Source organism: Pontimonas sp., assembly GCF_031581085.1.
Lineage (GTDB): Bacteria > Actinomycetota > Actinomycetes > Actinomycetales > Microbacteriaceae > Pontimonas.
Window position 1 is genome coordinate 1 of record NZ_JAVLBO010000021.1, and the last position, 22,017, is coordinate 22,017.

21 protein-coding genes and 1 riboswitch are annotated in these 22,017 nt (G+C 61.4%); of the genes, 13 read left to right on the forward strand and 8 right to left on the reverse strand.

Annotated features, from left to right (window positions below):
* Nucleotides 1-79: 79 nt before the first annotated feature.
* The 8 genes from RI518_RS06290 to RI518_RS06325 all read right to left on the reverse strand — a co-directional run bounded on the left by RI518_RS06290 (nt 80) and on the right by RI518_RS06325 (nt 8,898).
* Entirely contained in the window at nt 80-1,180 is a 1,101-nt protein-coding gene (locus tag RI518_RS06290) for an adenosine deaminase (RefSeq protein WP_310672359.1), read from the reverse strand.
* Nucleotides 1,177-1,578 carry a cytidine deaminase gene (locus tag RI518_RS06295; RefSeq protein ID WP_310672358.1) on the reverse strand — a complete coding sequence of 134 codons (402 nt, stop codon included), beginning with the start codon at nt 1,576-1,578 and terminating at the stop codon, nt 1,177-1,179. The genes RI518_RS06290 and RI518_RS06295 overlap by 4 nt, the downstream gene beginning before the upstream one ends.
* A gap of 7 nt (nt 1,579-1,585) precedes the next feature.
* The gene (locus RI518_RS06300) at nt 1,586-2,866 is read right to left on the reverse strand and encodes an ABC transporter permease (protein ID WP_310689634.1); all 1,281 of its coding nucleotides are present in this window, start codon (nt 2,864-2,866) and stop codon (nt 1,586-1,588) included.
* A complete protein-coding gene (locus tag RI518_RS06305; protein ID WP_310672355.1) occupies nt 2,863-4,056 on the reverse strand; it encodes an ABC transporter permease in 1,194 nt (397 codons plus the stop codon). Before RI518_RS06305 ends, RI518_RS06300 begins: the two co-directional genes overlap by 4 nt.
* Entirely contained in the window at nt 4,053-5,573 is a 1,521-nt protein-coding gene (locus RI518_RS06310) for an ABC transporter ATP-binding protein (RefSeq protein WP_310672354.1), read from the reverse strand. Before RI518_RS06310 ends, RI518_RS06305 begins: the two co-directional genes overlap by 4 nt.
* A 204-nt stretch (nt 5,574-5,777) precedes the next feature.
* Nucleotides 5,778-6,887, reverse strand: a complete 1,110-nt coding sequence (locus RI518_RS06315) for a BMP family ABC transporter substrate-binding protein (RefSeq protein ID WP_310672353.1) — start codon at nt 6,885-6,887, stop codon at nt 5,778-5,780.
* Between the two features lie 170 nt (nt 6,888-7,057).
* Nucleotides 7,058-7,783: a class I SAM-dependent methyltransferase gene (locus RI518_RS06320; RefSeq protein WP_310689635.1), complete on the reverse strand. Its 726-nt coding sequence runs from the start codon at nt 7,781-7,783 to the stop codon at nt 7,058-7,060.
* A complete protein-coding gene (locus tag RI518_RS06325; protein ID WP_310672055.1) occupies nt 7,780-8,898 on the reverse strand; it encodes a mannose-1-phosphate guanylyltransferase in 1,119 nt (372 codons plus the stop codon). The genes RI518_RS06320 and RI518_RS06325 overlap by 4 nt, the downstream gene beginning before the upstream one ends.
* A gap of 173 nt (nt 8,899-9,071) precedes the next feature.
* Between RI518_RS06325 and RI518_RS06330 the strand changes: the two genes are divergently transcribed.
* The 13 genes from RI518_RS06330 (at nt 9,072) to RI518_RS06390 (ending at nt 21,958) form a co-directional block, all read left to right on the forward strand.
* A complete protein-coding gene (locus tag RI518_RS06330) occupies nt 9,072-10,277 on the forward strand; it encodes a glycosyltransferase family 1 protein (protein ID WP_310672056.1) in 1,206 nt (401 codons plus the stop codon).
* A 78-nt stretch (nt 10,278-10,355) separates the two neighbouring features.
* Complete coding sequence (gene sdhC, locus RI518_RS06335) at nt 10,356-10,772, forward strand: succinate dehydrogenase, cytochrome b556 subunit (RefSeq protein ID WP_310672083.1); 417 nt, start codon at nt 10,356-10,358, stop codon at nt 10,770-10,772.
* 4 nt (nt 10,773-10,776) lie between these two features.
* Entirely contained in the window at nt 10,777-11,226 is a 450-nt protein-coding gene (locus RI518_RS06340) for a succinate dehydrogenase hydrophobic membrane anchor subunit (protein WP_310672057.1), read from the forward strand.
* A gap of 69 nt (nt 11,227-11,295) precedes the next feature.
* Complete coding sequence (sdhA, locus tag RI518_RS06345) at nt 11,296-13,137, forward strand: succinate dehydrogenase flavoprotein subunit (protein WP_310672058.1); 1,842 nt, start codon at nt 11,296-11,298, stop codon at nt 13,135-13,137.
* Nucleotides 13,137-13,916: a succinate dehydrogenase iron-sulfur subunit gene (locus RI518_RS06350; RefSeq protein WP_310672059.1), complete on the forward strand. Its 780-nt coding sequence runs from the start codon at nt 13,137-13,139 to the stop codon at nt 13,914-13,916. The genes sdhA and RI518_RS06350 overlap by 1 nt, the downstream gene beginning before the upstream one ends.
* Before the next feature lie 6 nt (nt 13,917-13,922).
* Complete coding sequence (locus RI518_RS06355) at nt 13,923-14,747, forward strand: exodeoxyribonuclease III (protein WP_310689636.1); 825 nt, start codon at nt 13,923-13,925, stop codon at nt 14,745-14,747.
* A gap of 15 nt (nt 14,748-14,762) precedes the next feature.
* Nucleotides 14,763-15,779 carry a tryptophan--tRNA ligase gene (gene trpS, locus RI518_RS06360; protein WP_310689641.1) on the forward strand — a complete coding sequence of 339 codons (1,017 nt, stop codon included), beginning with the start codon at nt 14,763-14,765 and terminating at the stop codon, nt 15,777-15,779.
* An 18-nt stretch (nt 15,780-15,797) separates the two neighbouring features.
* On the forward strand, nt 15,798-17,093 hold the full coding sequence (locus RI518_RS06365) for a UDP-glucose/GDP-mannose dehydrogenase family protein (protein ID WP_310672061.1): 1,296 nt from the start codon (nt 15,798-15,800) through the stop codon (nt 17,091-17,093).
* Between the two features lie 182 nt (nt 17,094-17,275).
* A riboswitch (FMN riboswitch) is annotated at nt 17,276-17,405 on the forward strand.
* Nucleotides 17,406-17,478: 73 nt separating this feature from the next.
* Complete coding sequence (gene ribD / locus RI518_RS06370) at nt 17,479-18,525, forward strand: bifunctional diaminohydroxyphosphoribosylaminopyrimidine deaminase/5-amino-6-(5-phosphoribosylamino)uracil reductase RibD (protein ID WP_310689637.1); 1,047 nt, start codon at nt 17,479-17,481, stop codon at nt 18,523-18,525.
* Between the two features lie 2 nt (nt 18,526-18,527).
* A complete protein-coding gene (locus RI518_RS06375; RefSeq protein WP_310689638.1) occupies nt 18,528-19,133 on the forward strand; it encodes a riboflavin synthase in 606 nt (201 codons plus the stop codon).
* 2 nt (nt 19,134-19,135) lie between these two features.
* Nucleotides 19,136-20,422 carry a GTP cyclohydrolase II gene (gene ribA / locus RI518_RS06380; protein ID WP_310672064.1) on the forward strand — a complete coding sequence of 429 codons (1,287 nt, stop codon included), beginning with the start codon at nt 19,136-19,138 and terminating at the stop codon, nt 20,420-20,422.
* Nucleotides 20,419-20,895 (forward strand): 6,7-dimethyl-8-ribityllumazine synthase, encoded by a 477-nt coding sequence (gene ribH / locus RI518_RS06385; RefSeq protein WP_310689639.1) that lies wholly within the window; start codon nt 20,419-20,421, stop codon nt 20,893-20,895. The genes ribA and ribH overlap by 4 nt, the downstream gene beginning before the upstream one ends.
* A 10-nt stretch (nt 20,896-20,905) precedes the next feature.
* The gene (locus RI518_RS06390; RefSeq protein ID WP_310689640.1) at nt 20,906-21,958 is read left to right on the forward strand and encodes a metallophosphoesterase; all 1,053 of its coding nucleotides are present in this window, start codon (nt 20,906-20,908) and stop codon (nt 21,956-21,958) included.
* Nucleotides 21,959-22,017: the final 59 nt, after the last annotated feature.

Consider the following 22,017-nt stretch of genomic DNA (forward strand, 5'->3'; position numbering starts at 1 on the left):
CAATGCGCGAGCTTCGTCACATGTCCTGCCCGGTAAAAACCGCGCAAGACCTGGTGGCAGGCCTGCGCAGGCTGCCGCACTAAATCTTTTCGAAGCCTGAAATCAGGGTGTCGATGATGTCGTCTTTATCGGCCCGGGACACAAACGCCGCGTGCGCGGCGTTTATTTGAAACGCCAACAGATCGTCGGCGTCGTAGCCAAACGTCTCGGCGAGGAGCGACAGCTCTTTGGAGAGCGTGGTGTTGCTCATCAGTCGGTTGTCGGTGTTCACGGTGACCGAGTACCCGAGTCGATAGAGAAGATCGAAGGGGTGTTCAGCCAGCACCCTCTCGGCTCCGATTGCGCCGGTCTGGAGATTCGACGACGGGCTCGTCTCGAGCGCGATTCCTCGATCCAGCACCCAGGTGGCCACGCTGCCCAGCTCGACGGTCATCGCCTCACCGTCTTCGTGGACGTTCATGTCTTCGACGATGCGCACCCCGTGTCCGAGGCGAAGCGCGCGGCCGTCGATGAGGGCACTTCGAATGCTCTCTATCCCGTCGGCCTCCCCGGCGTGGACGGTGACGGGGAAGAACTCGGAGGCGAGTAGGTCGAAGGCCTCCTGCAGCCTGGAGGGCGGGAACCCGGCTTCTGGACCGGCGATATCGAACCCGACCGCACCGCTGTCTCGGTGTCGAAGCGCGAGTGTGGCAATGTCGAGACCGTTATCGGCCTGGCGCATGGCGGAAATGAGCTGACCAATCCAGATTGTGCTGCCACCGGCTTCGATCGCCGACACGGCTTCATCGATGCCCGCTTGCACAGCCGAGACGGCATCGTCGAGGCTCAAGCCTTTGCGAAGGTGCTGCTCGGGTGCCCAGCGAATTTCACCGCAAATGACGCCGTCTGAGTGCAGGTCTTCAACGAACTCGCGGGCAATACGTGTGAGGCCAGCGGAGGTCTGCATGACACTCGTGGTCACGTCGAACGTTTTCAAGTATTCGACCAGGGACCCGGAATTGGATTGGTCGGCAAACCACTTCCCGAGGGCTTCTGCGTCGGTCTCGGGAAGCTCGATTCCCTCCTCACCGGCCAGGTCGATGATCGTCTGCGGGCGAAGCCCGCCATCGAGGTGGTCGTGGAGGGAAATTTTCGGCAGCGACTCGATGGCGATATCGGTGCCGGGCAGGGTGTGGCTCATTGCTGGTCGTTCCTTAACTGTCGTGGTCCAAAGGCATCGGGCAACACCTCATCGATTGTGCGAATACCGGAGATCGTCTCTAACACCATGTCGTCACTCGAGTGTTCGTAGAGCAACTGCCGACAGCGACCACAGGGCATCAACACGTCGCCTTTTCCGTCCACGCAGGTGAACGCGACGAGTTTCCCGCCGCCGGTCATCGCCAGTTGGGACACCAGCGAACACTCTGCGCAGAGGGTGACACCGTAGGAGGCGTTTTCGACGTTGCAGCCGGCGACGATTCGACCGTCATCGACGATGGCCGCGGCGCCGACCGGGTAGTTCGAATACGGCGCATAGGCCCGGCGCATGGCGCCGGTGGCGATGTCTCGAAGAGCCGCCCAGTCCACGTCAGTCATCGTGGTCTCACTCTTTCACATAGGGCTTGCCCACTGATGCAGGCGAGCGGACTCGACCGGCAAAACCCACCACCGCGATCAGTGTGACGAGGTAGGGCACCATCAAAATAAAGTCGGTCGGTATGCCGGGACTCACCTGGTTGGCCCAGACCCGAAGGATGATGCTAAAGCCAAAGAGCAGCGCGGCCGCGGCCATGTAGACCGGGTGCCAGCGGCCCAAAATGACCACCGCGAGCGCGATAAAGCCTTGCCCGGCGGTCATTTCTTTTCCAAACGCCCCCACGTTTCCAATGGTCAGGGCTGCACCACCGAGTCCCGCGAGGAGGCCCCCCAAGCCCACCCACCAAAACCGTGTCCGCGTGACGTTGATTCCCACGGTGTCTGCCGCCAGTGGATATTCGCCGACGGATCGGCCCCGAAGGCCGATCCGACTGCGAAAGAGAATCCACCACAGCAGCGGCACGGCGAGAAACACCGCAAAGACGGTGATGCGGTTATCAAAGAGGACCGGGCCAATAATCGGAATGTCGGAGAGCAAGGGCAGGGCAAAAATGTCGAGCGTCCCGGGGAAGTTATAGGCGTTGCTGTCGGTGACCAACCACTGCGAATACAGGAAGTTGGTGATCCCGATGACCAGGACGTTTAAGACCACGCCGACGATGATTTGGTCGGCCAAATATTTGACCGAAAACACGGCTAAGACCATGCCCAGTGACATGCCGGCCACCATTGCGGCCAACACGGCGACGTAGAGGTTTCCCGTCAGTGTTCCGACGACCGCTCCGACAAACGCACCGGCGAGGAGTTGGGCTTCGATGGAGATGTTGACCACACCCACGCGCTCCGACATCACCCCGGAGAGACCGCCGAATATGATCGGCACGGCCAAGATCAGCGCATTGCTCAACAAAAACACCAGGGGCACGGTGTCACCGGCGGCTAACCAGCCCAACAGGCCAAACAGCGCAATCGCCCCAAAAAGGACAATCCACCACAGCGGCACCACCGTGTTGCCAGAGACCCACCGGGCGGCCAGTGCGGTCATCGCCAGCAGTACTACCCCCGCCACGATGTTGATGGTGTTGGAGGCGACGATAAAGGGGGGAAGCGGGAAACTGGCATCGTCGGCGGTCAGCCGGTAGGTCACCAATTCGTCACTGCCGAATAGTCCAAAGACCACCAACACCAGCAGGGCGAAACCCGCCATCACGATGGTGGAGCGCCAACTGACTTTTTCTTCGGCGAGCGAAAACATGCCGGGGGTGACTTCGACGCGTGAGTCGCTCATTTCGTCTCCTCCTCACGCAGAACTCGCCGTCTGAGCCGATCCAGTGACGGCGTTGAGGACACCGCCGGGAGTCGGAAGATAGCGCGAATCAGCGGCGGTGCCGCGATGAACAAGACGATTGCACCCTGGACGATCGCCAGTACTTCGGGAGAGACCCCGATGACCTGCATCTGTGGACCACCGGCTTTGAAGGCACCAAAGAGGAGACCGGCGAAGAGGATGCCGATTGCGTTGCCCCCACCCAGCAGTGCCACGGTGATGCCGTCAAAACCGATTCCTGCGTGAATCGTCTGGGTAAAGCCCGTCGTGAGGCCCAATGATTGGTGTGCTGCTCCCACCCCGACCAGTGCCGCGGAGGCGAACAGTGCCGCTACGTAGGTTCGCTCGACGTTGATCCCCGCGCTTCGTGCCGCGTGCGGGTTAAACCCGACCATGCGAAAGCGATAGCCAATGGTGGAGCGCTCCATGAGCCACCAGTAGAACCAGACCGCCAGGGCCACCAAAAACACCCCCGCGTGGAGGCTGTAGGTCTCGGGAAACAGTGCCGGTAGTTGTGCCGTTTCGGCCGGTGCGGGTGCCCGCGGCGTGCCCCCCGATTCGGGGTCTTTGAGAAGTCCAGGGGTCCTAATGAACCAGGTGAACAGGTAGATCGAAATGTAGTTCAACATGATGGTGAGGATCACCTCGTGGGCACCCGTCCGCGCTTTCAGATACCCCACGAAGGCGCCCAACATGGCCGATCCCAGGATCGTGGCCAACACGGCAACCAGCAGGTGAAGGCCAAACGGGAGATCCATCCGGGTGGAGACAAACGTGCCCCACAAGATGCCAAACATCATTTGTCCGTTACCGCCGATGTTGAACAGTCCCACTCGGAAACCCAGCGAGATTCCCAAACCGGCGGCAATGAGCGGACCGGCGAAGCGGATGGTTTCGGTGATCGGCTTCATCATGTCGACAAGGCCTTCAGCGCGCAGGTTGACGACCGAGCCTCGAAACAGCGCCGAATAGCCGTCCACGATGGCCCCCAGCCCGCCGGCGATCGCGAGCCCGGCATCACCGGCGGCGACACCGTCGATGAAATCTTCCGCGGAGAAGAAAATAAAGAGCGACCCGATGACAAAGCCCAACACGATGGCCGCCACGATCCGGGTCGCACTGGTGGCGAGGATTTCTCGCACAATGGTCACGAGACACTCTCCTGTGCACCCTGGGAAACCCCCGCCATCAACTGGCCGAGCTGTTCTCGGGGGGTTTCCGGTCCCACCACGTCGACAATCTTCCCGCGATACATCACGGCAATCCGGTCGGCCAGCGCATACACTTCGTCGAGTTCACTGGAGACAATAATGACGGGAATCCCGCGGTCCCTGGTCGCGATGATCTGTTCGTGAATAAATTCGATTGACCCGACGTCCACACCGCGAGTGGGCTGGGCGGCAACCAGGATGGTGAGGTCGCGGCTTAGCTCCCTGGCGACCACCACTTTTTGTTGATTACCGCCGGAGAGGTTCTTCACCAGGGTCTCCGCCGAGGGGGTGCGCACGTCATACGAGGCGATGAGCTCGTCGGAGCGCTTCGCCCGCGCGTCTAAATCAATGGAGATGCCCTGTGCCCACGGGGCCTGGTGGTAGCCGTTGAGCATAAAGTTCTCGGCGATTGTGAACTCGGCGACCAAACCATCGCGCTTTCGATCCTCGGGGATAAAGCCCACCCCTTTATCCAGCACCTGGCGGACGCGGTCCCGGGTGATGTCGACCCCCGCCAACGCGATGACCCCCTCGGCGGATTCGAGTAACCCCAACACAGCCTGGGCCAACTCCGTTTGACCATTTCCCTGCACTCCGGCAATGGCGAGGATTTCACCGGAGCGCACCTCGAAGCTCACCCCGTCCAACACCTTCTGGTTGCGCTCATCAATCACCGTCAAATCGGACACCGATAACACGACCTCGCCCGGGCGAGCCGGGGTTTTATCGACCGAGAGGTCCACTTCACGGCCCACCATCAGCGAGGCCAACTGGTCCAGTGACGTCTCGGGTGATGTGCTCTCTACGACACGGCCGGATCGAATCACGACGATTCGATCGCAGACGTCTTTGACTTCCCGAAGCTTGTGGGTAATGAAGACGATGCTGGTGCCCTCGCTGGCGAGCTGGCGCATGATGTCCATCAGCTCATCGGTTTCTTGGGGTGTGAGGACCGCGGTCGGTTCGTCGAGTACCAAGACTTCCGCGTTACGCGCGAGCGCTTTAATGATTTCTACCCGCTGTTGGACACCCACGGGAAGGTCTTCGACGAGCGAATCCGGGTCGACGTTAAACCCAAAACGCTCGGAAATGTCGCGAACGAGCGCTCTGGCGCTATCGAGATCCAGTGCACCAAACGCCCCCGTCGGTTCGTGGCCGAGGATGACGTTTTCGGCCACGCTAAATACCGGAATCAACATGAAGTGTTGGTGGACCATACCGATGCCGGCCGCCATCGCGTCACCGGGGCCCTTAAAAGACACCACCTCGTCGTCGAGAAGGATGTCGCCGGAGTCGGCCTGGTAGAGGCCGTAGAGCAGGTTCATCAGCGTGGACTTACCGGCACCGTTCTCGCCTAACAGGCCGAGGATTTCGCCGGGGTTCACGGTGAGGGAAATGTCGTCGTTGGCGACGACAGCGCCAAAACGCTTCGACATCCCGCGCAGTTCGAGCTTCACGATTTGCCCCTCCCTCCGGCCTCAACGCTGGGATTATGTTACGCCCATCGAACCCGGGAAAAATCCGCGCCGATTCGAGCGCAGGTCACAGCCCAGTGCGCCACCGGGCCTTCCCACACCCCGGGGCAGACCTCGCCCCACGCGGTGTCCAGGAATGACGATGGCCCCCGGGGATTCCGGGGGCCATCGTGTGGAGCTGTTTACTTAGGAAAGCGGGTCGATGTCACCATCGATGATGCCCTGTTTGATTTCCACAAGGCGATCTTTGGTTTCCTGCGACACTTCACTGTCGAACTCGTAGAACGGAGACAGGTCCGTTCCGTCGTTTTCCAGCGTCCCGATGTAGGGCTCGCTCGAGAACTCCGAACCACCGGAGAGGTCAGAGACGATGTCGAAGGTGGCCGAGGTCATGCGCTTCTCCGCGGAGGTCAGCACGTAAGGTGCGTACTCCGGCGAGGTGAGCGCGATGTCCTTGTCGACACCGATCATGACGGCCTCTGCGCCCGCCTCAGAGATTGCCTCCGAGGTGGCACCGAACTGGTCGCCGCCCACGGGGAAGATCACGTCGGCGCCATCTTCGAGCTGGCTGGCAGCGATCGACTTGGAGGTGGCGGAGTTGGGGACGAAGTCACCGATGAAGTCACCGGTTTCTTCCATCGGGTTCCAGCCCACAACGGTGACCTCTTCGCCGGTTTCTTCGGCGTAGGCCATCGCGCCGTAGTAGTAGCCGTCCATGAAGTCCGTGACGGACGGAATCTGCATTCCGCCGTAGGTGCCCACGGTCTTGGTGGTGGAGTAGGCAGCCGCCAGGTAACCGGCGAGGTAGCTCGACTCATTCATGCGGTACTGAACGGGCTTGAGGTTTTCTTGACCTTCACTCGAACCATCGACGGTCACGAAGGACTTGTCGGGGTTGGCTGTTGCCGACGCGTTGATGTCTTCGATCAACCCGAAACCGACACCGAAGATGACGTCACAGTCGGCGTCAACCATGGCCTGGAGGTTCGGGGCGAAGTCTTCGGGAGTGTTCGACTCTGCTTCAGCGACCTGAACGCCCAGTTCGGCTTCGGCCTGCTGCAAGCCGTCATACACGGCTTCGTTGAAGGATTTGTCGTTCCAGCTTCCCTCGTCAGAAACGGCGCAGGCGAGGAAGTCGAGCTCCTCGGGTGCTTCGGCCGTTTCTTCTGTTTCGGCTGGTTCGTCGGTCGCCTCTTCGGCGACCTCAGCGGATCCACCGGCACAGCCGGAGAGAACAAGAGCCATCGCTCCTGCCGCTGCGAAGCCCGCGAGGGTCTTCTTGGTAAGTGTTGCCATGTGTTGGGGATTTCCTCTCATACGTGAATGGTGTCCAAGGCGAGCCAGTGTGTCATCTGTCGTGAGATGAAGGGCAGTGCCGGACGTGTTGTGAACCACATCTTACGCGCGGGTGAACGATTGTCGGCGCTGCCTGGAGCGCTGAGGCCAGACCGTATCCAAGCTGTTACTTAACGGCGGCCCAAAAGCTTCCGGGCGAGGTTTTTTCTCGCGCGCTTTCTCGTTTTGGCCAGACGGTGCCTGGCGATACGCAGTTTTTCTTCGGTGGCGACGCGCACCAATTCGGGGTGGGGTTCATACACACGGGCCGTCGATTCAGAGGTCTTGACAAAGAACCAGGACGGGTAGCGGTTGTAGCTGTGATTTTCGGTGCGCTCGGTCTGCTTCAGCTCGACGCCCAACGCGTGAGCAAAGTCGTTGACCGCCCACTGCACCAGTGGCCAATCGTCGTGGTAGTCGTCACCGGCCATCACCCCGCCGACTTTGACGGTGGGAAACCAATCGGCCAGGGTCTGTCCTCCCTCTTGGCCGGTGTGGGCAAAGCCGTCGACGTAGACAAAGTCGAAAAACTCGTCGGGAAATAACTCGCGTGCCTCGTCGAAGGTCATCCGCAGCAGCGAGTAATTGGTGGCCAGGCCCACAGCGCTGAGTGCCTCGCGGTATTCGTCGATGTGGTGGTAGTAATCGTCGTACGTGTCGACGCCGAATACTTTGTCGAATTTGCCGGACTCGGTCATCTTCGCGGAAAAACTTCCCGCCGCGACACCCAGTTCGATACCCGTGTTCTTCTTACCGCCGAGCGCATTCAACACGCCCTCTCGACCCACGCCCTCCACCAGTTCCACGGTGGGTCGGTGCATGTGCCGGTGGGCGAGGCTTCGTAGCGCGTCGCTCACAGAACTCCTCCGCGATCTTGCTGGTTCAACATGTCCACTAATGCTCGCACGCGCTGGGCGTGCGCCTTCGACGTCACCAGCAGGGCATCGGGGGTGTCGACGACGACAATGTCGTCGAGGCCCACCACGGTCACCAGCCGGGTCGATTGGCTCACCACAATCCCGGTGGCGCTATCGGAGAGAACCATGGTGTTATCGCCGAGGATGGCTAGGTCGCCGGGGCCTTTGGAGTGCATTCTGGCGAGCGCGGCAAAATCACCCACATCGTCCCAGCCAAAGTCGCCGGGAATGACCACCATGCCGCCGGCTGCCGCCGTTGGCTCCGCCACGGCGTAGTCGATGGCAATCTTTTCGAGCTCCGGCCACAACCGGTCGGTGACCCGGTCGCGCTCTGTGGTGTCCCAGGAGGAAGCCATCTCACGAAGGGCTTCGACCAGTTCGGGTTTCTCCTCTGCCATCCGAGCGAGCAACACGGAGGCTTTCGCGATGAACATCCCCGCGTTCCACAGGTAATCGCCCGATTCGACGTAGTCGCTGGCGGTCGCGAAGTCGGGCTTTTCGACAAAGCTGCTCACCCGCAGTGCCGAAGGAGCGCCGTCGATGCTCTCCTGGGTGGCCGCGTGAATGTAGCCAAACGCGCTGGAGGCTTCGCTGGGGCGAATACCGATGGTGACGAGCCAGTCGGCCGTGGCCGCGTGATAGCCCTCACTGACAGCTCGGTGAAACGCCTCGACGTCGGAGATGACGTGATCGGCGGCGAACGACCCGACGATGGCGTCGGGGTCTCGCCGCTCGATGATGGCCGCCACCAGCCCGATCGCGGCAGCCGATTCTTTGGGGCTGGGTTCGCTCACCAGGTGGTCGGGCGCCAAGTCGGGTAACTGCGAGCGCACGGCGGGAGCGTGGGAAACCCCGGTGGCGACGACGATATTGTCGGCGCCGGTGAGGGGCACCAGGCGATCCCAGGTGTTTCTCAAAAGCGTGTTGCCGTTGCCGGCGAGGTCGTGCAGGAATTTGGGGTGGTCGGCCCTCGATAGTGGCCACAGTCTGGATCCGACACCACCGGCGGGAATGATGGCGTGAAAGTGGGGCAAGGGTGCCGTGGTGTCGCCCATGTGTTCCTCGTGTTGTCGGTGCAGTCCGGTCGTACTCCCTGGTTCACCAGAGCCTCGCCGAGTGTTTACCCCGCGGTTACCGCGGTGGTCACGCCCTGGTTCGAAAGCTTACCTACTGTGTTGCTCATACGCCCCCGCTGCACGCTTCGGGGGCCGTGGACCAGGGGGTTTGGATGCGCGTCGCCATCGTCACCGAGAGTTTTCTTCCGACATTAAATGGCGTGACAAATAGCGTGTTGCGCGTGTGTGACTACCTGATCTCGCACGGGCACGACGTGATGGTGATTGCCCCCCAGGTAAGCCGCAGCGATTTGGCTCACTCTCCGGCCGAAGTTCCCGACGGTGTGGTCGTCCACCGGGTGCCCTCGGTGGCCTACCGCGAATTTCCGGTGGGGCTTCCACACCCCATGGTGAGTGCACTGCTGCAACAGTTTCGACCCGATATTCTCCACGCCGCCAGTCCATTCCTCCTGGGTTATCAGGCCCTGCTGGCGGCCAAAAAGTTGGGAATCGCCTCGGTGGCAATTTTCCAAACAGACGTCGCCGGCTACGCCAAGCGAAACGCGTTGGGGGCGACGGAGCGATTTGCCTGGTGGGTGGTCTCTCGTATCCACAACACCGCAGACCTCACGCTGGTGCCCTCGCGCACTTCGAGTGAGCAGTTGGAAAAATGCGGGGTGGACAACATTGCCCACTGGGGCAGAGGTGTCGACGTGGAGGGCTTCCACCCGGCCCACAAATCTGATCCCGCAGTCACCCGGTGGAAACAGTCTTTTGCTCCCCGCGGCGAAGTCGTCGTGGGGTATGTGGGTCGATTGGCGCCTGAAAAAAACGTCGAGCGCTTGGCCGCGCTGCGCGGCCTCGCGCACACACACGTCGTTGTCGTCGGTGATGGTCCCTCGAATGACAGTGTCGAATCGGCGCTTCGTGGTATCCCTCACACAATGACCGGTGCACTGCGCGGTGCGGACTTACAGAAGGTCTATGGCACTTTCGACGTGTTTGTGCACACCGGCGAAGAAGAAACGTTTGGTCAAACCCTGCAGGAGGCACACGCTTCCGGCCTTCCCGTCATTGCCCCCGCGATCGGTGGTCCGCTGGATTTGATCGATCACGGTCGAGACGGTCTGCTCTACCCCGCCGGTGACGACGCCGGGGTGCGCGCCGCGGTCGACAGGCTGGTCTCCGCGCCCGAACTGAGAGCGCAAATGGGCGAAGCCGGTCGACGAAAAGTACTGGGCCGCGATTGGGGCGCACTCTGCGGGCAACTGGTGGACTACTACCACGAGGTGCGCGCGGAGGCCGCCCAAGTGGTGTCTCTGGATAGCGCCACACAGCGGGCTGGGAAGCTGCCTCGAAAGGTGACTCGGGTCGCCTAGCTGAGAGCGTTGTTATCTGCGGGAGATTATGCTGTGGGGTAGCGCAACGAGGAAGGTGCTAGCTCCGTGACGACGACAGTGACTCCCGCGTCATCACCGGTGGCCCCGGCTCCCCGCCGGTCGGTCATCCCCGGTGGAACGCTCTATCGTGGCAAAGAAGGCATGTGGTCCTGGGTTCTCCACCGCATCACCGGTGTCGGCCTGTACTTCTTTTTACTGGTGCACATCCTGGACACGGCCCTCATTCGGGTGAGCCCCGAGGCCTACAACGTGGTGATCGGTGCCTACCAGACGCCGATTATGGGCGTGGCCGAAATTGGCCTGGTCGGCGCCGTGGTCTTCCACGCATTTAACGGCCTGCGGATCATCCTGGTCGACTTTTGGAACATCGGGACCCGGGTCCACAAATCGATGTTCTACGTGGTGCTCGGCTTGTGGCTGGCGACCATGATCGCGTTTACCCCCCGTCACCTGATGAACGTGTTTGGGTGGTGATCGAATGAGCGTCACGATTGAAGTTCCCAACACTCCCGTTCGTCCGCATAAGCGCGGCGTGAACTGGGAAAAGTGGGGCTGGATTTACATGCGCATCTCCGGTATCGCCCTGATTGTGCTCATTTTTGGTCACCTGTTTGTGAACCTCATGGTCGGTGACGGCGTCAAAGCGATCGATTTCGCCTTCGTCGCCGGAAAACTCACCAACCCGTTCTGGATTGTCTGGGACACGGCCATGCTGTGGCTCGCGCTCATTCACGGGGCAAACGGTATGCGCACCATCGTGAACGACTACGCGAGCCGCGAGCGCACCCGCATGATTTTGCACGGCGCTCTGGTCATTTCGACCCTCGCCCTGCTCATCCTGGGAACGCTCACCATTTACGCGTTTGACCCCTGCCCGGCTGGTTCGCCCGCTGAGCTTCTGCCTTCGTTCTGCGGTGTCGCGGGATAGTGACGGACGTGGGCGCACGATCGGCCTGGAAGCACCGGCCTGAGGAAACGGCACAAGGAAAAAGGAGCCATGACCACCACTGATCACCAACCCGTCTCCAGCACTACCGATGACAACGGGATCACCACTCACACCCACGAATTTGACGTGGTCATCGTGGGTGCCGGTGGTGCGGGTATGCGCGCCGCCATCGAGGCGGGTCCACACGCCAAGACGGCGGTGATCTCCAAGCTGTATCCGACGCGTTCGCACACCGGTGCCGCTCAGGGCGGTATGGCCGCGGCGCTGGCGAACATTGAGGACGACTCGTGGGAGTGGCACACCTTTGACACGGTCAAAGGCGGCGACTACTTGGTCGACCAGGACGCGGCCGAAATTCTCGCCAAAGAAGCCATCGACGCAATCATCGACCTCGAAAACATGGGTCTGCCGTTTAACCGGACCCCGGATGGCAAAATCGACCAGCGTCGCTTCGGCGGGCACACCCGTGACCACGGTAAAGCTCCCGTGCGCCGCTCCTGCTACGCCGCAGACCGCACCGGTCACATGATTTTGCAGACGCTGTATCAAAACTGCGTGAAGCTCGGCATCAACTTCTTTAACGAGTTCTACGTGTTGGACCTCATCATGGAGCCGGATTCGAGCGCGAAGAAGGGTCAGAAAAACCCCAAGCGCACAGCGGGTGTGGTCGCCTATGAACTCGCCACCGGCGATATCCACGTCTTCCACGCCAAATCGGTCGTCTTCGCCACCGGTGGCTTTGGAAAGATTTACAAAACCACCTCGAACGCCCACACCCTCACCGGTGACGGTGTGGGAATTATTTGGCGAAAAGGCATTCCGCTGGAGGACATGGAGTTTTTCCAATTCCACCCGACAGGCCTCGCAGGCCTCGGCATTCTCCTCACCGAGGGGGCTCGCGGGGAGGGCGCTATTTTGCGAAATGCCTCCGGTGAGCGCTTCATGGAGCGCTACGCACCCACCATTAAAGACCTCGCGCCCCGAGACATCATTGCCCGCTGCATGGTTCAGGAAGTCCAGGAGGGCCGCGGAGCGGGGCCGAATAAGGACTACGTCTTACTCGATTGCACCCACCTGGGTGCCGAGGTCCTGGAGTCGAAGCTTCCCGACATCACCGAATTTGCCCGCACCTATTTGGGTGTCGACCCGGTGACCGAGCCGGTGCCGGTCATGCCCACCGCGCACTACGCGATGGGCGGTATTCCCACCAACATCAAAGCCGAAGTGCTCTCCGACAACGACACCGTCGTTGCCGGCCTCTACGCCGCCGGTGAATGCGCGTGTGTCTCCGTCCACGGCTCAAACCGTCTGGGCACCAACTCGCTGCTGGACATTAACGTGTTTGGTAAGCGGGCGGGGCGCTTCTCGGTGGAATACGCCAACTCGGCGGAAATGCCGGCACTTCCCGAAGACCCCAGCGCCGAAGTGCGAAACCTCATCGCGCAGACCCTCTCAGCGGACGGGACAGAGCGCATTGCCCCGATTCGCAAAGAGTTGCAGGAAGAGATGGACAAAAACGCCCAGGTCTTCCGCACCGAAGCGTCACTGAATGCGGTGGGCCAGACCATCCACGAACTGCGCGATCGCTACCAAAAGATTGGTATTCACGACCGCGGCAAGCGCTACAACACCGACTTGTTGGAAGCCATCGAGTTGGGCTTCCTTCTCGATATTTCCGAAGTGGTCGTCGCGTCGGCGAAAAACCGCGAAGAAAGCCGCGGCGGTCACATGCGCGATGACTTCCCGGATCGAAACGACGACAAGTTCATGGTCCACACCATGGCTTACCTGACGGGGGACCCCAAGTCCTCCACGGTCGATGATCACATCGACATCGACTGGAAACCCGTGGTGATTACGAATTACCAGCCCATGGAGAGGAAGTACTAATGACTATTATCGACGCCCCCGTTGACGGTGCCCTCGATACCGCCACTCCCCCGGCTGCCGCAGCGGAAATCGAATCGTTCACCGTGACGTTTATCGTCCGCCGGTTTAACCCCGAAGTGGATGCCGAACCGCACTGGCAAGACTTCGACGTGGAAATGTACTCGACCGACAAAGTCCTGGACGGTCTGCACAAAATCAAGTGGGACATGGACGGCACCCTGGCCTTTCGCCGAAGCTGCGCCCACGGTATTTGTGGTTCCGATGCCATGCGCATCAACGGGCGAAACCGCTTGGCCTGTAAGACCCTGATTAAAGACTTGGACGTCTCAGAGCCGGTCTACATCGAAGCCATTAAGGGCCTGCCGTTAGAAAAAGACCTCATTGTCGACATGGAGCCCTTCTTCGAGTCCTACCGTCAGGTCCAGCCCTTCCTGCAGGCAAGCTCCAAGCCGGATAAGGAACGCCTGCAGTCGCCCGAAGAGCGCGCCCGCTTTGACGACACCACCAAGTGCATCCTCTGTGCCGCGTGCACGTCGAGCTGCCCGGTGTTTTGGACCGATGGTCAGTATTTCGGCCCGGCCGCGATCGTCAACGCCCACCGCTTCATTTTCGACTCTCGTGACGAAGCCGCCGATGTGCGCCTGGAAATCTTGAACGACAAAGAGGGTGTCTGGCGCTGTCGCACCACGTTTAACTGCACGGATGCCTGCCCTCGAGGTATTGAGGTCACCAAAGCCATCGCGGAGGTCAAGCAGGCCATCTTGCGCGGCGGGGCGTAAACACCCTTGCTTCGCATCGCCTCGATTAACGTCAACGGCGTGCGCGCGGCCTACCGCAAAGGAATGGCCGACTGGGTGTCCTCCAGTGGTGTGGACATCCTCACCCTGCAGGAGGTGCGCGCTGAGACGACCGATCTGGAAAAACTCATCGACGACGGTTGGCACATCGCCCACGACGCCTGCAGTCAAAAAGGCCGCGCGGGGGTCGCGATTGTCTCGAAGCTGCCACTTGGTGAGCCGAGCATCTCGCTGGGACCCGATTCTCTCGATACGTCGGGGCGTTGGATCGAATGCGACATTGCGACCCCCGGGGGCAACACCCTTCGCCTAGTCAGTGCCTACGTGCACTCCGGCGAAGCGGGTACCCCGAAGCAGGACGCGAAATACACTTTTCTCGACCACATGCACACCCGCATGCAGGAGCTTGGCACACAGCCCCACGCATTGGTCACCGGTGATTTAAACGTCGGACACCGCTGGTTGGATATTCGAAACTGGAAGGGTAACCGCAAAAACTCCGGGTTTTTACCCGAAGAGCGCGAATACTTCGACCGCTGGTTGGGCCACGAAGACGACGATGACTACAACACCGGCAGTAATGGCCGGTTTGTCGACGTGGGCCGGAAACTCTCCGGTGAAGTAGAAGGCCCCTACTCGTGGTGGAGCTTCCGCGGCAAAGCCTTCGATAACGACACCGGCTGGCGCATCGACTACCACCTCGCCACCCCCGCACTCGCCGAGACCGTGGGGGCCTACCGCATCGACCGGGCACCCAGCTACGACACTCGCTGGTCGGACCATGCGCCCGTTGTCGCCGACTACGACATCTAGTCGACTACTCTGGGCCTGGTGAGTACACCCCGTCTTTTTTCTGGCATGCAGCCCTCCGCTGATTCACTGCATTTGGGTAACTGGGCGGGGGCACTGCTGCAGTGGAAGGACATGCAAGAAAGTCACGACGCCACCTACTGTGTGGTCGACCTCCACGCCATCACGGTGCCTCAGGACCCGGGGGCACTGACCCACCAGACCAGGCGCACCGCCGCCCAATACATTGCGGCGGGCATTGACCCGGAAAAGTCCACGCTGTTTGTGCAATCCCACGTGCCCGCACACACCCAGCTGGCGTGGATACTCAACACCATCACGGCGTTTGGTGAAGCCGGCCGGATGACCCAGTTCAAAGACAAATCACACAAAGAAGGCACCGATCACGCCAGTGTGGGCCTCTTTACCTACCCGATCCTTCAAGCAGCCGACATCCTGCTCTATGACGCCGACGTCGTTCCGGTGGGCGAAGACCAGCGCCAACACATTGAGCTGACCCGGGACCTCGCGGGGCGTTTCAATCAACGCTTCGGCGAGACGCTGGTGCAACCCGAAGCGAAAATCCTCAAAGAGACCGCCAAAATTTACGACCTGCAGCAACCCGGCTCGAAAATGTCCAAATCGGGCGAATCCCCGCAGGGCATCGTGTGGCTGTTGGATGACGAAAAAACCCTCACCAAGAAAATCAAGTCCGCGGTGACCGACTCCGAGCCGGAGGTGCGCTTCGACCCGGAGGCAAAACCGGGAGTGTCGAACCTGCTGACCATTTTTTCGATCACCTCAGGGATGACCATTGCCCACGCTGAGGCTCATTTTGCAGGCTCCGGATACGGCGACCTGAAAACCCAGGTCGCCGAGGCCGTCGTCTCCGCCTTTTCGCCCATCAAAGCCCGCACCGAAGAGTTATTGGCCGATCCGGCGGAGCTCGATCGCCTCCTGGCCTTGGGGGCTGCCAGGGCCAACGAGGTCGCCACCGCCACACTCCAGCGGGTCTATGACGCGGTGGGGCTGTTAGCGCCCACCGACCGCTCCTGAACTGATTAGGCTAACCGGGTGAAGATTTCTGTCATTGGCTGTGGATATTTGGGGGCCGTGCACGCGGCCGGGATGGCCGAAATCGGCCACGAAGTCGTCGGCATCGACGTCGATGCCGACAAAGTGGCGCGGCTAAACCGCGCCGAAGCGCCCTTTTATGAACCAGGGTTCGACGAGCTCCTGGCCAAAAACGCCTCCGGCTTACACTTTTCAACCGATATGGCCGACCTGGCGAGCGCGCAGGTGCACTTCCTCACCGTCGGAACACCCCAGTCACCCAGTGGCGCAGCCGATATGACCTATGTCAACCAGGCGACAGAAGCGCTCCTGCCCTACCTCTCCGAGGACTCGCTCGTGGTCGGAAAATCCACCGTCCCGGTGGGGACCGCGAAGCGTCTGTGGGAGATGATTGAACCGACGGGGGCGAAGCTGATGTGGAACCCCGAGTTTCTGCGCGAAGGCTTCGCCGTCCAAGACACCCTCGCGCCCGACCGCCTGGTCTATGGCATCAACGAGGGTGACGACGACCTCGTGGGCGTGTTAGATCAGGTCTACAAGCCGATTATTGAGCGCGAGACCCCGCGGTTGGTGATGGATTTTGCGACCGCAGAGCTCGTGAAAGTTGCCGCCAACTCATTCCTCGCGACAAAAATTTCCTTTATCAACGCGATGGCGGAAATTTCTGACCAGGTGGGCGCCGATGTGACCATGCTGGCCGATGCGATCGGACACGATTCGCGCATCGGGCGTAAGTTTCTGAACGCCGGCATCGGCTTCGGCGGGGGTTGCCTCCCCAAAGACATTCGCGGGTTTGTCCAGCGAGCACACGAGTTGGGCGTAGGCAACGCGGTCGCCTTCTTGGGCGATGTCGACGAAATCAACATGCGCCGGCGCACCCGGGTTCTCGACGTCCTCTCAGAGGAACTGGGCGATCTCTCCGGGGTGACCGTTGCGCTCTGGGGGTTGGCGTTTAAACCCGACTCGGATGACATCCGCGACTCACCCGCGCTCGATATCGCCGAAAACCTCGCGAGGGCCGGTGCCCACGTGCGCGCCTACGACCCCGAAGCGATGGGCCCCGCCCGCGCACGGCTCACCCAGTCGGGACTCGGCGACAACATCACCCTGGTCGAGGGTGCAACCGATGCTCTGGAGGGTGCCCGCGCGCTGGTTGTCGCAACAGAGTGGAAAGCCTTCCGTGAGTTTGACCCCGCTGGTGCGCAGCCGTCGCTGGTGGTGGATGGCCGAAACTGTCTCGATCGAGACAGCTGGAAGGCCGCCGGTTGGCGCTACCGCGGCATGGGGCGAAGCTAAGCGGCAGTCTGAGATCCAAGTCTGCGGCCCAGTCTTAGTATTAGGCCTAGCTCCGGTGGCAGTGATGGGGCCGACACTCCCGCCCGGGCCCTCCCACAACCAGTAGGACTCCAAGGTCTCGCCAATAAACAGTAAAGACCAAGGCTCCTCCCGGGAGCCTTGCCTATACTGAGACAAAACGAATAATGCTCCGGGGTCGGTGAAAGTCCGAGCCGGCGGTGAAAGTCCGCGACCCGACTGGCCATGTGCGAGGCGGTTGATTCGGTGAAATTCCGAAACCGACGGTGAAAGTCCGGATGGGAGGAGCAACAACGGGTGCCAGCGCGGGAATGCGCAGGGCCCGATATGTGTTATCCACCCCGGGGCTCACGACAACCCGGATGAGATGAACAACACAGCACAACACAGCGAGACGCTCGAGGCCATGGCCCGAGCGCTTAGTCTTGCTGCCCGCTCGCCCGAGGTGGGCAGAAACCCACGGGTGGGCTGTGTGTTAGTCGATGGCTCCGGAGCAATTGTCGCGGAGGGCTACCACCGGGGCGCCGGGCACCCGCACGCGGAAGTTGAGGCACTACGCGACGCCGAGAAGCGCGGGGTGGACACTCAGGGGTTGACCGCAGTGGTCACCATGGAGCCCTGTAATCACCACGGGTCGACCGGGCCGTGCTCGCTCGCCCTGCAACAGGCCGGTATCGCCCGCGTGGTCTACGGGGCGTCTGATCCCGGTGAACTCTCTGGGGGTGGCCACCACACACTCGATCAGGCCGGCATTGACGTGCTCGGCGGTGTCTCGGCGGAGCAGGCCGAGGAGCTCAACCGGCACTGGTTTTTCGCCATGCGCCATCAGCGTCCTTTTGTGACCGCCAAGTGGGCACAGTCGCTCGATGGGCGCGGGGCGGCCACAGATCACACCAGCCAGTGGATTACCGGTGAGGACTCCAGAGAGCGCGTGCACCAGCAGCGTGCACGGCACGGGGTGATCATGGTCGGGACCACCACTGCGCTAATCGATAACCCGAGCCTGACCGCCAGAACGCCAGGCGGTGGGCTTGCAGAACACCAACCCCAGGCCGTGGTGGTGGGCCACCGGGATATCCCCGAGGACGCTGCACTTCGAGACCACCCCGGTGGTTTCCAACAGATTCACAGCCACGCACCGAAGGGGGTGTTGGGCGAGCTGTTTGAGCAAGGGTTTCGTTCGGTCTACCTCGAAGGGGGTAAGACCCTGATGAGTGCCTTTATCCACGCCGACCTCGTCGACGAGTACCACATCACCATGGGGCCACTGCTCCTGGGGGGACCACAGCTCGCCGTGGACGATATCGGCGTGAACACCATGAGCGACGCAAAAGCGCTCACCATTTCGAGTGTCGAGACACTCGGTCGTGATGTCTGGGTTGTTGCCACACCCGCCCGGGCGAAGGAGGAATAGAGATGTTTACCGGTTTGATTGAAGAAGTGGGCACCGTCGTCGAACGGGTCGCCTCGGGTGATGGTGAGCGAATCACCATCTCCGCCTCCCTCGTCTTAGAAGACCTCTCCCACGGCGATTCCATCGCCGTGTCCGGAGTGTGTCTCACGGCCGTGGAGAAAAACGACGACGGATTTGTCGCCGACGTGATGGCTGAGACAATCCGCCACTCCAGCCTCTCGAGGTGGGCTCCGGGCACAAAGGTCAACCTGGAGCGCGCGGCCGCCGTCGGGGATCGTTTAGGCGGACACATCGTGCAGGGACACGTCGATGCCACCGCGAGCGTCCTCGCGGTCACCCCGGGTGACAAGTGGAGTGTGTTGCGCCTTAACCTGGACGACTCCATTGCGGAACTGGTCGCCATGAAGGGCTCCATTTGTATTGACGGGGTGTCGCTGACGATTTCATCGGTCGGTCGCGACTGGTGTGAGGTCTCTCTCATCCCGGAGACCTTGAGTGCCACGACGCTTGGCACACTGAGTGAAGGCGACACGGTGAATATCGAAACCGACATCCTCGCCCGACAGGTCCAACGAATGCTTGAGCTTCGACAGAGCGTGGAGGTGTAATCGTGTCTATTGGTTCCATTCCCGAAGCGCTCGATCATTTGCGACAGGGGCGACCCATCATCGTTGTCGACGATGAAGCCCGCGAAAACGAGGGCGACATTGTCTTGGCCGCCGACCTGGCCACCCCCGAGTGGGTGGGCTGGGCCATTCGGCACAGTTCCGGTTACCTCTGCGCGCCGATGCCCTCCGACTGGGCCGACCGGCTGTCGCTTCCCCTGATGGTGCGCGATAACGAAGACCCCCGGCGCACCGCCTACGGTGTCTCAGTGGACGCGGCGAGCGGTGTGAGCACCGGAATTAGTGCCTCGGATCGCACCCGGACACTTCGTGTGCTGGCACACCCCAATTCCCAACCCACCGACCTGATTCGACCCGGACACATCCTGCCCCTGCGGGCCTCCACCGGAGGCTTGTTGGAGCGCCCCGGACACACCGAGGCGACCGTGGCACTGCTGGCGATGGCTGGCCTCCAGCCGGTGGGGATGATTGGTGAAGTCGTCGGCGACGACGGGGAGCTACTGCGCCTTCCCGAGCTTCTCGAGCTCGGGAAGAAAGAGGGTGTTCCGGTGATCACCATCGAGCAGCTGATTGCCTCCGGTGAAGTACTGGGCGATACGTCTGTGCTCGAGGCGATGCACCACGGTCGAGAAGACCAGCAGCGCGTCATCTTTGAAGTGGAAACCGACGTTCCCACCGAACACGGCACCTTCACCCTCCGCGCCTACCGCGACCGCGCCACGGGTGCGGACCACGTCGCGATTGTCTCCGGTGAACCCCACGAGGGCATGCTGGTACGCCTGCACTCCGAATGCCTCACCGGTGAAGCGATGGGCTCGCTGAAGTGTGAGTGTGGTCCACAGCTGCGCTCCGCGATGGAGACCATCCACGAGCGCGGCGGTGCGGTTATTTACCTGCGCGGCCACGAAGGCCGCGGTATTGGTTTGGTCAATAAGCTTCGCGCCTATCGCCTGCAAGAATCCGGACTGGACACCTTGGATGCCAACCTGGCACTCGGTCTCCCGGCAGACGCCCGCGACTACGGTGCGGCCGCCGCCATTTTGAACGACATGGGCGTCGCCGAAGTGAAGCTTCTGAGCAACAACCCGGAGAAAAAGCGCCAGCTGGAACAACACGGTATTACCGTGAGTGAATCCGAGCCGCTTGTGGTGGGTATTGGGGCCGACAACTTCGACTACCTGGAAGCCAAACGCGACCGGATGGGCCACACCCTTCCCGGTCAGTTGAAAACGGGAGCAATTCCCCTCCCCCAAGAAGACGCCAGCGCATGAGTGCCCACGGAGCACCACAGGTCACCCCCGCACAGGCCCCCGGCCTGCGCGTCACCGTCGTCGCTGGCACCTGGCACACCCAGATCGCTGAGGGCCTGCTCGCCGGAGCACTTCGGTATTTAGAGGCCGCTTCGGCCACGGTCAGAGTCGTTCGAGTGCCCGGCAGCTTTGAGCTTCCGCTGGCCTGCCAGCGGGTGCTGGCAGGCGACGCCGATGCAGCGGTCGCCCTCGGAGTGATTATTCGAGGCGGAACGCCGCATTTTGACTACGTCGCCAGTGCGGCCACCGACGGGTTAACCCGGGTGGCACTCGATTCGGGGAAACCGGTCGGTTTTGGCGTTCTCACGGTCGATGACGAACAGCAGGGACTCGATCGCGCCGGCCTGGAGGACTCGCTGGAGGATAAAGGCGCAGAGGCGGCAGACGCCGCCGTGCGCCTCGCTCTCAGCCTGAGAGAGCCCTCTGGCTCGTAGGGTTAATGAGATGATCCACGACGAATCCGGCGGCAGCGAAGGCACGTCCGACCAGGCCCGACAGCACGTCGCCGGTGATGCCCGAAAGCGCGCAAAGCGCCGCGGCGGGCTGCTGCGCTGGTGGGATCACACCAGCGAGTCGCTTCGTCGGAAAATCAAACCGCTGTTGAAACCCCTCTATCGTCGCTTTCAGATTCGCAGCGTCATCGCCTGGTTTGTCCCGGGCTGGGGCGAGGTCAGCAAAAGCCCGGGCGGTGCGGCGCTGGTGGGAAACCTCCGGCCTGGCCACAGTACGGCGCCGTTAATCGCCGCAGTCGGTGATTTTGGCTCCGGCAAAGAACCCGCTTTCGATGTCGCACAACTCATCGCCGCTGAGGGCGCTCAGGCCGTCGTCACCCTCGGTGACAACGTGTACTACCAAACGGGTTACCAAGCCCTGGTGGGAAACCTCTACGGGGAGTACTTGGAGGCCGGAGCGTTCTTCCCCGCCACCGGTAACCACGACTATTCGGAGGGGCGAGGAATTGCCCTCTTCGATCGCTACTTCGATTTCCTGGGTGGCCACCGCTGGTACCGGGTCACACTGGGGCCGTTCGAATTTTTCATGCTCGATTCCCACCAGGCACTCCACCACCCCGATATCTTCACTGAGCAGTACGACTGGCTAGAAGCGGCCCTCGCCGACTCCACGGCCCAGTGGAAAGCCGTCGTCGTCCACCACCCCCCGCATTCCGCCAGAAGTCGGTCGCAAAAGGAATTTCGTTTCCCCTACGACAAGTGGGGGGTGGACATGGTGCTCTCCGGTCACGACCACACCATGCAACACCTCGAGTTCGACGGTGTTCACTACATCGTCGACGGTGTCGGCGGCGGTAGCCTGCACAAATTCGAGGAACTCCTCGAGGGGACCCAATACCGGCTGGCAGGCCGGTATGGCGCGTTTTTTATGAGGCCCACGGACACCGGCCTGCACTGCTACTTCAAAACCACTGAGGGCGACGTGGTGCACGAGTTTGAGATCGCCGCCACGTCTCCTGCCGCCACCTCAGCGCCCACGCGCTAAACAGCGCAGTCCACGCGCTCTCGGGCGGGCCACTGCCCAGCAGTGTCCCGCGGGGTGAG